The organism is Polaromonas sp., assembly GCF_049790275.1.
Classification (GTDB): domain Bacteria; phylum Pseudomonadota; class Gammaproteobacteria; order Burkholderiales; family Burkholderiaceae_C; genus Polaromonas.
In genome coordinates, this window is the sequence record NZ_JBAQYR010000110.1 from 1 (window position 1) to 11,867 (window position 11,867).

Here is an 11,867-nt window from a genome sequence, read left to right on the forward strand (position 1 = left end):
GTGCTGGGCGCGGCGCTGATGCGCCCCGGTGCTGCGGCCGCGCATTCGGGCAGCGCAGGCGGGCGGGCTACCGGGCAGGGCGCCGAGTAGCCGCAGCTTTTCTCAACCCCCAAGCAAGGAGATTCGCATGAGCCGTTACGTTGATGGATTTGTTGTTCCCGTCCCCACGGACAAAATCGATGCCTACCGGCGTATTTCGCGCAAGGCAGGCAAGATCTGGCGCGAGTATGGCGCCCTCGAATACATCGAGTGTGTGGCCGACGACGTGAAGCCGGGCAAGCTCACCTCCTTCCCGCAAAGCGTCAAGCTCAAGGCGAATGAAACGGTGGTGTTTTCATGGATTGTCTACACCTCGCGCAAGCAGCGCGATGCGATCAACGCCAAGGTCATGAGTGATCCGCGCCTGGCCGACATGATGGATCCGAAAGCCATGCCTTTTGACGCCAAACGCATGTTCTTCGGCGGCTTCAAGACCCTGGTTGAGCTGTAGGCACCGAAGAAAAAATGATTCTCAGACGCAAGGTGGCCGTGGTCTACGGCGGGGGCGGTGTTGTCGGCGGTGCCGCTGCGCGTGCGTTTGCCCGGGCGGGTGCCCGCGTTTTCCTGGCCGGTCGCTCGCTTGAAAAACTCGACGCCGTGGCGCGCGACATCGTGGCGGCCGGCGGCATGGCGGAAACTGCGCTGGTTGATGCGCTGGACGAAGACGCGGTGAACCGGCACGCCGATGCGGTGGCCGCCGAGGTGGGCAGCATCGACATTGCGTTCAACGCCGTGGGTGTGTTTCACGTCCAGGGCGTTCCGCTGGCCGGTCTTTCGCTGGCCGACTACAGCTATCCGGTGGAGGCCTATACCCGCACCAACTTCATCACCGCCAAAGCGGTGGCGCGGCACATGGTCAACGAAGGTGCGGGCGTCATCCTGATGCTTTCCACCCCGGTGTCAAAAATGGCGGGGCCGGGTTACCTGGGTCATTGCGTGGCGTGTGCGGGTGTTGAAGCCCTGTCGCGCCACCTGGCCGGCGAGCTGGGTGCCGACGGTGTGCGCGTGCTCTGCATGCGCTCCCACGCGATTCCCGAGGCCGTGACCCTGGGTTCGCACAGCCGCGATGTGTTTCGCCAGGTGGCTTTGCCCGCGGGCATGGACATTGACGAGATGCTGGCCGGCGCCGCCGAAGGTACGCTGCTCAAACGCCTGCCGCGCCTGACCGAGATCGCCAACACGGCGGTTTTCCTGGCGTCGGAACAGGCCGGCGCCATGACAGGCACCGTGGTCAACCTCAGTTGCGGCATGTCAGCCGATTGAAGAGGTCTTCAATCTGCTATGAATTGGATAGCTGCTTGCGCCCGTGAAACAAGGGCAAACAGCACTTTTTATTCACATTCTCCAGCGGCACCGGCTCAGGCGGCGATGGCCTGAAGCTCCACCGGCACACCGCTGAGCACCGCATTGCCTGACAACGGGTCGCGCCAGTTTTCATCGAGCAGCGTATTCAGATTGGCACCGGGCCGTTCGGCGGCCAGGGCCATGCGCGTGCCGGGCAGGCCGTGGCCCCAGCCATGCGGCAGGCTGACCACGCCGGGCATCATCTCCTCGCTGACCTGCACCTGCGCCTCGATGCTGCGCCCCTGGTTGCTGATGCGGGCCAGCGCGCCGTCGGCCAGGCCCAGGCGCTTGGCATCGGCGGGGTGGACCAATGCGGTGCAACGCATCGGCCCCTTGGCGAGGATGGGCAGGTTGTGCATCCAGCTGTTGTTCGAGCGCACGTCGCGCCGACCGACGATCACCATGGCCGGCACCCGCTGCGCAATGGTTTGTGCGGCGCGCTGCAGGTCCTGCAGCAGCGTGGGTGGCGCCAGTTCAATCCTGCCTGAGGGCGTGCGCAACACTTCGGGCATGCGCGGCGTCAGTTCACCGAGGTCGATGCCATCGGGCGCGGCGCGTACCTTGGCCAGGTTCAGGCCGTCGGGCTTGCGGCCAAACTGGTCGCCATAAGGGCCGGCGCGCAGCGCGACTTCCAGCAGACGGTCCGGGCCGCGCAGGCCCTCCGTTGCGTCGATCACCGCTTGCGCCTTGTCGCCAAACAGCTTTTTCGCGTCTTCGGCAAAGTAGCGGTCGTCGATCTCGCGGGCCGGGGTTTGTGCGCCCTGGCCCTGCACGATGGCTGCCAGCTTGAGCAGGGTTTCCCATTCTGCGGGCTGGTCTTCAGGCGCGGCAAACACCGGCGCGCTGTAGCGCGCATGGTTGCGCCAGGAAAACTGCGGAAAGGCCACGTCGTAATGCATGTCCTCCAGCGGCGACAGGCCGGGCAGGATCACATCGGCATGGCGCGAGGTTTCGTTGACGTAGATGTCCATGCTGACCATGAAGTCCAGGCTGTCAAGCGCCTGCGCCAGCCGCGCGCCGTTGGGCGAGGAAAGCACCGGGTTGCTGGCCACGGTGATCAGCGCACGCACCTGGCCGGCGCCTGGCGTCTCGATTTCTTCGGCCAGGCAGGTCATGGGCAGCTCGCCAAACACCTCGGGCGCGCCGCTGACGCGGCTGGTGTGGCGTCCGGTGCTGATGCCGCGGCCACTGCCGGGCTGGCCGGCGGTGTTGTGCGCGAAGGCGGCGGCTTTCGGGAACATCGCGCCACCGGGTTCGTCGAGGTGGCCGGTCAGTACATTGAGCACATCCACCAGCCAGCTCGCCAGCGTGCCGTATTCCTGCGTGCAGGTACCGATGCGGCCATACACCGCGGCGCGCGGTGTGCCGGCGAGTTGCCGTGCCAGGCCGCGAATGGTGTCGACGGCTATGCCGCAGCGCGGTGCCACCACCTCGGCGCTGAAGTCTTTCACCGCCGCTTCAACGGCGTCCACGCCATTGACCAGCGGCGCAACGCGGCCCAGCCGCACCAGTTTTTCTTCGAACAGCGTGTGCACCAGGCCCAGCAGCAAAAACACATCGGCGCCGGGGCGGATGAAGTGGTGGGCATCGGCCATAGCGGCGGTTTCGGTGCGGCGCGGATCGATCACCACCAGCTTGCCGCCGCGTGCCTGCATGGCCTTGGCCTTGCCCTTGAAGTCGGGCACGGTCCACAGGCTGCCGTTGCTGGCCAGCGGGTTCGCGCCCAGCACCAGCAAAAAGTCGCAGCGCGCGATGTCGGGCACAGCAATGCTGAGCCAGTGGCCGAACATCAACCCGCTGGACAGCTGCTTGGGCATCTGGTCCAGCGTGGACGCGGAGAACACATTGCGCGAACCCAGTGCCTTGGCCAGGCGCGCGAAATAAAGCAGCAGGCCGATCTTGTGGGCCGACGGGTTGCCCACGCTGATGGCGCCGGCTTGGCGGCCATGCTGCGCCAGAATCGGCGGCAAGCGGCGCTCAATCTCTGCAAAGGCTTCGTCCCAGCTGGCCGGGACGAACTCCCCGTTGCGCTTGATCAGCGGCGTGCGTAGCCGGTCCGGGTCTTCGTGCAGGTCTTTCAGCGCCACGCCTTTGGGGCAGATATAGCCGGCGCTGAAGACATCGCTGTCGTGGCCACGGATGCTGATGACCTTGCCGTCCCGGACCTTGAGTTCCAGGCCGCAACAGGCCTCGCACAGCGGGCAGATTCGGTGGTGGGTGCTTTCGCTCATGTTTGTCTCCTGACCGCATGGTGCGCCAAGCCTGCGTGCCGCGCCATCACGCGGGCGACAGCACCTTGCGCAAAACTTCGCCGGTTAGCGTGTCCGCCGGAAAGAAGGTCTCCAGCATCAGCTCCTGCAGCGTCACGTCCACCGCCGTGCCAAAAATCGTGACGGTGCTGATGAAGCTCAGCACGCCGTGGGCGGTGCGGAACTGGAAGGGCATGACCACGCCCAGGTGTTCGCCAGCGAGGTGGGTCTCGTCGGCCCCTTCGGGCACGGGGTAGGCCTGCAGCTCGGCCAGCAGGTCCGCCAGCACCGGGTCGGCCGTGGCGGCAATCTGCTGGCGCAGCCTCTCGAACAGGTGGTTGCGCCACTGCGCGAGGTTGACGATCTTGCTGGCCAGGCCGCGTGGGTGAAGGCTCAGGCGCAGCACATTGATGGGCCCCTGCAGCAGTTCCGGGTCCGCGCCGGCCAGCAGGTGCGGCAGGGCGGCATTCGCGGCCAGCAGGTTCCAGTGCCGGTCCAGCGCCAGCGCCGGGAAGGGTTCGTGGCTCTTGAGGATCAGCTCCACCGCCTGCCGGGCCGACGCCAGCGCCGGGTCGTCCAGCGGGCGTTCCCGATACATCGGCGCGTAACCGGCGGCCACCAGCAGCGTGTTGCGCTCGCGCAGGGGAATGGCCAGGCGTTCGGACAGGCGCAGCACCATTTCGCGGCTGGGCACGGCGCGGCCGGTTTCCACAAAACTCAGGTGCCGGGTAGATATGTCAGCCTCGCTGGCCAGGTCCAGCTGGCTCAGGCGCCGGTGCTGGCGCCAGTGGCGCAGGTGTTCGCCAAAAGGCAGCGGGGTGGGGCGGGCGGGCCGTGTTGGGGTGTGAAGGCTGGCATTCATGGCGCCATCCTAAGGCAGGCACGGCCGGATGCCATTACCTGCGAGGTTATCGACGCCAAGCACCAGCGCGGGAATCATGGCGCCATGACCGCAGCAGATGGACAGCCCGCTGCGGTACCTCCCTCAAGCCGCTGTCCTTTTTAATCAAGGAGTTTTTCATGTCTGCTGTTGCTTCCTTCTCCTCCCTGACGTCCTCGCCCCAGTTCCTGCGCAGCGTCCTTTGGCTGGACGCCGCCACCGGCGCGGCCACCGGCGCGCTGCAACTGCTGCTGACTGGTTTGCTCGCCAGCCTGCTCGGATTGCCGGAAACCTTGCTGGTGGCGTCGGGCTGGGCGATATTTGGCTACGTGGCGGCTATCGGCTTCATCGCCACCCGGCAATTTGTGCCCGTGCCCCTGGTCTGGCTGTTGATCGGCGCCAACCTGCTCTGGGTGCTGGGCTGCCTGGCCTTGTTGCTGGGGGATTTTGTAACGCCCACCCTGGCGGGCAAGGTGTTCATCGCCGTGCAGGCGGTGGCGGTGGGCCTGCTGGCCGAAATGCAGTGGGTCGGCTTGCGCAAGGCTACGGTGCAGCCCGGCTGGTGAACAGCGCCGGCCCCGGCGCGGGACTTTCTTGTATGCTGTGCGGTCTGGCCCTCCCGGGGTGCCAGGCCGATTTCCATCATCTCTCCGAAAGCCCTTTTCATGACACGCGCCTTGAACTTCAGTGCCGGACCGGCCACCCTTCCTGAACCCGTGCTGCGCCAGGCAGCCGCCGAAATGCTCGACTGGCATGGTTCCGGCATGTCCGTCATGGAGATGAGCCACCGCGGCAAGGAGTTCATTTCCATCCACGCCGAGGCCGAGGCCGACCTGCGCGAACTGCTGGCGATTCCGGCCAACTACAAGGTGCTGTTCCTGCAGGGCGGCGGGCTGGGACAAAACGCCTTCATCCCGATGAACCTGCTGCGCGGCCATGCCGGCGCGGACTTCATCAACACGGGTGAGTGGATGAAAAAAACCATCAAGGAAGCCAAGAACTACTGCAAGGTCAATGTGGCCGCCACGGCCGAGGCCAGCGGGTTCACCAGCGTGCCGAAGTTCGACACCTGGAAGCTGGACCCGGAGGCGGCGTACGTGCACATCTGCTCGAACGAAACCATAGGCGGTGTCGAATACCATTGGACGCCCGATACCGGCGCGGTGCCGCTGGTGGCCGACATGTCGTCCAATATCCTCTCACGTCCCATCGATGTCAGCCGCTACGGCCTGATTTATGCCGGGGCGCAAAAGAACATCGGCCCCTCGGGCCTGACGCTGGTGATCGTGCGCGAGGACCTGATCGGCCAGGCCATTCCGCACACACCGTTTGTGTTTGACTACAAGCAGCAGGCCGACAACGACTCGATGTACAACACGCCGCCCACTTATGCGATCTACATCGCCGGCCTGGTGTTCAAACACATCAAGTCGCTCGGTGGCCTGAAAGCCATGGAAGAACACAACCGCAAGAAGGCGGCGGTACTGTACGACTACCTTGATTCGACCAGCTTCTACAACAACCCCGTGGCGCGCGAAGACCGCTCGCTGATGAACGTGCCTTTCAAGCTGAAGGACGAGTCGTTGGACGAAGCCTTCCTCAAGGGCGCGCAGGCGCGCGGCATGCTGCAGCTCAAGGGCCACCGTTCGGTAGGCGGCATGCGTGCCTCCATCTATAACGCGATGCCGGTGGAAGGCGTGCAGGCCCTGGTGGCCTACATGAAGGAGTTTGAGGCCAGCCATGGCTGAGGCAGCAGGCCGGCGCTTCGAGATTCTGCTGCTCAACCAGATCTCGGCCAACGGCCTGAAGCGCCTGCCGGCCGAGCGCTACAGCACCGGCAAAGACATCGCCCTTCCTGATGCGGTGCTGGTGCGCTCCGCCGACATGCATGCCATGGAGGTGCCTGCGAGCGTGCAGGCCATCGCCCGCGCCGGTGCGGGTACCAACAACATCCCGGTTCCCGCCATGAGCGCGCGCGGTGTGCCCGTTTTCAATGCACCAGGCGCGAATGCCAATGCGGTGAAGGAACTGGTGCTCGCCGGCATGTTGCTGGCTGCTCGCAATATCGCGTCGGCGCTGCGTTTTGTCGCCAGCCTGGACACCACCAGGGTCGACATGGACAAGGCGGTGGAAGAAGGCAAGAAAGCCTTCGCCGGGTTTGAACTCGCCGGGCATACGCTCGGCATTGTCGGGCTCGGCAAGGTCGGTTGCCTGGTGGCCGATGCGGCCATCAAGCTCGGCATGAACGTGCTGGGCTACGACCCCGACATCACGGTCGACGCTGCCTGGAGCCTGCCGGCACAGGTGAAAAAAGCGGCCAGTGTGGCCGAGGTTCTGAAAAATTCGGACTTCGTGACGCTGCATGTGCCACTGGTGGCCGCCACGCGCGACATGGTCAACGTCGACAACCTCAAGCTGATGCGGCCCGGTGCAGTGTTGCTCAATTTTTCGCGTGAAGGCGTGGTCAACGAGGCCTCCGTGCTGGCGGCGCTCGATGCGAAGCGGCTGGCCGTTTATGTCTGCGACTTTCCCTCTGCAGCGCTCAACCACCACGCCGGTGTCGTCGCGCTGCCCCACCTGGGTGCATCCACCCGCGAGGCCGAGGAAAACTGCGCCGTCATGGTGGCCGGGCAGCTGCGCGACTACCTGGAGCACGGTAATGTGGTCAACGCCGTCAACTTTCCGGCGGTGGTCATGGCGCGCGAATCTGCTTACCGGGTGGCAATTGCCAATGCCAATGTGCCCAACATGCTGGGGCAGATATCCACCACCATGGCGCAGGCTGGCCTGAACATCCACAACATGGTCAACAAGTCGCGCGGGGACATGGCCTATACCCTGGTCGATGTGGAAAGCCCGGTCAGCGACGCGGTGCTGGACCATTTGCGGGCCATTGAGGGGGTGCTTGCAGTGCGTTACCTGCCGGATTCCGCCAGCTGATCTGTTCTGGGCCAAGTCCTACAGACACTGCGGTTAAGCCTTGTAGGATGACAATAAGCAAAAACCACAAGATCAGGAGTTAGCCATGGCCCACGAGTTCGCCAACACTCTCAAAACTTTCACCACCGCGTCAGGGAAAACCGGCAAGTTTCACTCCCTGCCCGCGCTGACCAGACAATTCCCCAAGATCTCGCGCCTACCGGTGTCCATGCGCATCGTGCTTGAGTCCGTGCTGCGCAACTGCGACGGTAAAAAAGTCAGCGCCGAACATGTGCGGCAGCTCGCCAGCTGGCTTCCGAATGCCGACCGCACTGAGGAAATCCCTTTTGTAGTCGCGCGCGTGGTACTGCAGGACTTCACCGGCGTTCCCTTGCTGGCCGACCTGGCCGCCATGCGCAGCGTGGCCATCAAGCTGGGCAAGAACCCGAAGGCCATCGAACCGCTGGTGCCGGTGGACCTGGTGGTGGACCACTCCATCATGGTGGACCACTACGGCAAGAAAAATTCGCTGGACCTGAACATGAAGCTGGAATTCCAGCGCAACAACGAGCGCTACCAGTTCATGAAGTGGGGCATGCAGGCGTTTGACACCTTTGGCGTGGTGCCGCCGGGCTTCGGCATCGTGCACCAGGTCAACCTGGAGTATCTGGCCCGTGGCGTGCACAAACGTGCTGACGGCGTGTATTACCCCGACACCCTGGTGGGCACCGACAGCCACACCACCATGATCAACGGCATCGGTGTGGTCGGATGGGGTGTGGGCGGCATCGAAGCCGAGGCCGCCATGCTGGGCCAGCCGGTGTACATGCTGACACCCGACGTGGTTGGTTTCGAGCTGACCGGCCGCCTGCGCGAAGGCGTGACCGCAACCGACCTGGTGCTGCGCGTCACCGAGACTCTGCGCAAGGAAAAAGTGGTCGGCAAGTTTGTCGAGTTTTTCGGCGAAGGCACCCGCACGCTGGCGCTGCCAGATCGTGCGACGATTGCCAACATGGCACCCGAATACGGCGCCACCATGGGCTTTTTTCCGGTGGACGAAAAAACCATCGACTACTTCACTGGCACCGGCCGCACCAAGGCGGAGATCGAAGCCTTCGAAGCCTACTTCCGCGCGCAGGGCCTGTTCGGTGTGCCGTTGCCAGGCCAGATCGATTTTTCGCAGGTGGTCAAGCTTGACCTTGGCGATGTGACGCCCAGCCTGGCCGGCCCCAAGCGCCCGCAGGACCGCATCGAACTGGGCCAGGTGGCCAGCCAGTTTGCCTCGCTGTTCAGCAAGCCGGTTGCCGAGAACGGCTTCAACCAGCCGGCCGCCATGCTGGCCACGCGCCATCTTCTGCAGCGCGCCGAACAGACCGAGCCCGACACCTCGGAGGGTGCACCGCCCACACCGGCAGGTGCGCCGCGCATGGTCGCCGAGATGGAAGGCAATCGTCCGACGCTGGCTGCGGCCAAATCGGATGGAGCACCGACCGAAACCAAAAACACCAGTATCAGCATCGGCAACGGCGATGTGCTGATCGCGGCGATCACCAGCTGCACCAACACCTCCAACCCCAGTGTGCTGCTGGCGGCCGGCCTGCTGGCCAAAAAAGCGGTGGAAGCGGGCCTCAAGGTGCAGCCGCACATCAAGACCTCGCTGGCACCCGGCTCGCGCATCGTCACCGAATATCTGACCAATACCGGGCTGTTGCCCTACCTCGAGAAGCTCGGCTTTGCCCTGGCCGGTTACGGCTGCACCACCTGCATCGGCAATGCAGGCGACCTGACACCCGAGATCAACGAAGCCATCAACAAGAGCGACCTGGTGTGCGCGGCCGTGCTGTCGGGCAACCGCAACTTCGAGGCGCGCATCCACCCCAACCTGAAAGCCAATTTCCTGGCCAGCCCGCCGCTGGTGGTGGCCTATGCGATTGCCGGCACCGTGATGCGCGACCTGATGACCGAGCCGGTCGGCAAAGGCAAGGGCGGCAAGGATGTCTACCTCGGCGACATCTGGCCGACCAGTGACGAGATCTACAAGCTGATGAAGTTCGCCATGAACGGCAAGGCCTTCCGCGAGAACTACGCCAAGGTCAAGAGCGAACCCGGCAAGCTGTGGGAGAACATCAAGGGCGTGACCGGCAATGCCTACACCTGGCCCAAGAGCACCTACATTGCGGAGCCGCCATTCTTTGCCGGATTCGCCATGGACCCAGCAGCGGGTGGCCAGAAAGACGCCGTGTCGGTGAAGGGCGCGCGCATCATGGCGCTGTTCGGCGACTCGATCACCACCGACCACATCTCGCCGGCGGGCTCCATCAAGGGCAGCTCACCTGCCGGAGAATGGTTGCTGGCCCATGGCGTGCAGAAGGCCGACTTCAACAGCTACGGCGCCCGCCGCGGCAACCACGAGGTGATGATGCGCGGCACTTTTGCCAATGTGCGCATCAAGAACCTGATGATTCCCGCGGGCGCCGACGGTTCGCGTGAAGAAGGCGGTGTGACGCTGTTCCAGCCCTCTGGCGAGAAAAAGTTCATCTACGACGCGGCCATGAAGTATATGCAGCAAGGCACGCCGACGGTGATTTTTGCGGGCGAGGAATACGGTACCGGCTCTTCGCGTGACTGGGCGGCCAAAGGCACGCAACTGCTGGGCATCAAGGCGGTGGTGGCGCGCAGTTTCGAGCGCATCCACCGCAGCAACCTGGTCGGCATGGGTGTGTTGCCACTGCAGTTTCTGCCCGGCGATTCGTGGCAGACCCTGCGCCTGAGCGGCAGGGAAGTCGTCGAAGTGCTGCCCGACCCCGAGCTCAGGCCGCAAAGCCGGGCCCGGCTGGTGGTCACGCGTGAAGACGGCTCACGCGAGGAGCTGGAAGTCATCCTGCGCATCGACACGCCCATCGAGGTGGACTATTACCGGCACGGCGGCATTCTGCCTTTCGTTCTCAGGCAGCTGTTAGCTGCATGAGAACAAAAGGCGTTGTGTTGAATCACCGCGCGGCCGCGCGGTGAGGTGCTCAGGCAACTGCTGGCGCGACAATTTGACGCCCGGAGGAAGCAATTGCAGGCATTGATCGCTGGGGGCGGCATTGGCGGGCTGGCGGCGGCGCTGGCTGGCGCGCGGGCCGACTGGGATGTGCGCCTGTACGAGCGCGCACCGGTGTTCAGCGAAGTCGGCGCCGGCATTCAGCTCGGGCCGAACGTGGTCAAGGTGTTGCATGGCTGGGGCCTGGCCGACGCGTTGGCCGGCGTGGCGGCCTTTCCCGATCGCCTCCAAGTACGTAGCGCCGTCACCGGCGAAACCCTTGGCGTCCTGCGCCTGGGGGATGTGATGACACAGCGTTATGGCGCGCCCTACGCCACGGTGCACCGCGCCGACCTGCATGGCCTGCTGCTGGCGGCGGTGCAGAAGGCAGGCGTTTCCCTCAAGCTCAATCACACCCTGAACTGTTTCACCCAGAACCCTGAAGCCGTGACGGTGCAAAGTGGTGACGACCCGCCGGTGGAAGGCGAGGTGCTGGTGGGTGCCGACGGCTTGTGGAGCCCGGTGCGCCAATGGCTGCTCGGCGACGGGCCGCCGCGTGCCACCGGCCACACGGCCTACCGTGCCTTGCTGCCACAGGCCGACTTGCCCGAAGCCCTGCGGTCCAGCCAGGTCACGGCCTGGCTGGGACCCAAGCTGCATGTGGTGCAGTACCCGGTGTGCGGCGGCAAGTCTCTCAACGTGGTGGGCATTGTTGAAGGGCGCACCGGGGATGATCTTGACAACTGGGACCAGGGCACCGACGGCGCCGGCCTGCACGCTGCATTGGCCGGCAGCTGTGCGCCGCTGCAGGACCTGGTGCGGGCGATTCCCGCGTGGCGGCTCTGGGCACTGTGCGACCGGCCGCCCATGCAGGGTGCGTACCAGCACGCGCTCGGCCGTGTCGCGTTGCTAGGCGACGCAGCCCACCCCATGCGGCCCTACCTGGCCCAGGGGGCAGGCATGGCCATTGAAGACGCCGCCGAGCTTGGCTGCGCCCTGGCGCAGGCACTGGACCCGGCCTTCGATGTGCCCACCCTGCTCAGCCGCTACGCGCTGAACCGCTGGGAGCGCAATGCGCGGGTACAGGCGCGTGCCATTCGCAATGGACAGATCTTTCATGCGGATGGCGTGCTGCGGTTGGGGCGGGATATGTCGCTCAAGATGTTGGGGGAGCGTTTGCTGGATGTGCCTTGGCTTTATGGTGGGCCTTGATCTGCTCCTGAATTTGTAGCTGGTGGCGGCCGTGCAATATGGGCTGCAGGCTTTTTTCTTATAAATTTTTGGGAATTTCGGGTTCTTCTGGTGCAAATTCGTTGATGAAATCTGCTTCTTTCCCTTATTCCACGGGCATGATCAGCTATTTAATTCATAGCGGGCGCAGCCGTTCGAGCTGAACTTGTCGAAGCCTTCT

General features: G+C 64.4%; 9 protein-coding genes. 7 read left to right on the top strand and 2 right to left on the bottom strand.

Annotated features, from left to right (window positions below; genetic code table 11):
- Positions 1-127 precede the first annotated feature (127 nt).
- Complete coding sequence (locus tag WA904_RS14380) at positions 128-490, top strand: DUF1428 domain-containing protein (RefSeq protein WP_425197807.1); 363 nt, start codon at positions 128-130, stop codon at positions 488-490.
- Between the two features lie 14 nt (positions 491-504).
- On the top strand, positions 505-1,302 hold the full coding sequence (locus WA904_RS14385; protein ID WP_425197808.1) for an SDR family NAD(P)-dependent oxidoreductase: 798 nt from the start codon (positions 505-507) through the stop codon (positions 1,300-1,302).
- 95 nt (positions 1,303-1,397) lie between these two features.
- On the opposite strand, the gene WA904_RS14390 is transcribed toward WA904_RS14385, so the two are convergent.
- The gene (locus WA904_RS14390) at positions 1,398-3,614 is read right to left on the bottom strand and encodes a molybdopterin-dependent oxidoreductase (protein ID WP_425197809.1); all 2,217 of its coding nucleotides are present in this window, start codon (positions 3,612-3,614) and stop codon (positions 1,398-1,400) included.
- 46 nt (positions 3,615-3,660) lie between these two features.
- Positions 3,661-4,494, bottom strand: coding sequence for a helix-turn-helix domain-containing protein (locus WA904_RS14395; RefSeq protein ID WP_425197810.1), 834 nt, complete (start codon positions 4,492-4,494; stop codon positions 3,661-3,663).
- A 158-nt stretch (positions 4,495-4,652) separates the two neighbouring features.
- Here WA904_RS14395 and WA904_RS14400 point away from each other — a divergent pair, with 158 nt between their 5' ends.
- The 5 genes from WA904_RS14400 to WA904_RS14420 all read left to right on the top strand — a co-directional run bounded on the left by WA904_RS14400 (position 4,653) and on the right by WA904_RS14420 (position 11,668).
- Positions 4,653-5,078 carry a hypothetical protein gene (locus WA904_RS14400; RefSeq protein ID WP_425197811.1) on the top strand — a complete coding sequence of 142 codons (426 nt, stop codon included), beginning with the start codon at positions 4,653-4,655 and terminating at the stop codon, positions 5,076-5,078.
- Between the two features lie 99 nt (positions 5,079-5,177).
- Positions 5,178-6,260: a 3-phosphoserine/phosphohydroxythreonine transaminase gene (serC, locus tag WA904_RS14405; RefSeq protein WP_425197812.1), complete on the top strand. Its 1,083-nt coding sequence runs from the start codon at positions 5,178-5,180 to the stop codon at positions 6,258-6,260.
- A complete protein-coding gene (locus WA904_RS14410; RefSeq protein ID WP_425197813.1) occupies positions 6,253-7,452 on the top strand; it encodes a phosphoglycerate dehydrogenase in 1,200 nt (399 codons plus the stop codon). The genes serC and WA904_RS14410 overlap by 8 nt, the downstream gene beginning before the upstream one ends.
- Before the next feature lie 85 nt (positions 7,453-7,537).
- On the top strand, positions 7,538-10,399 hold the full coding sequence (locus tag WA904_RS14415; protein WP_425197814.1) for an aconitate hydratase: 2,862 nt from the start codon (positions 7,538-7,540) through the stop codon (positions 10,397-10,399).
- 93 nt (positions 10,400-10,492) lie between these two features.
- A complete protein-coding gene (locus WA904_RS14420) occupies positions 10,493-11,668 on the top strand; it encodes an FAD-dependent monooxygenase (RefSeq protein WP_425197815.1) in 1,176 nt (391 codons plus the stop codon).
- Positions 11,669-11,867: the final 199 nt, after the last annotated feature.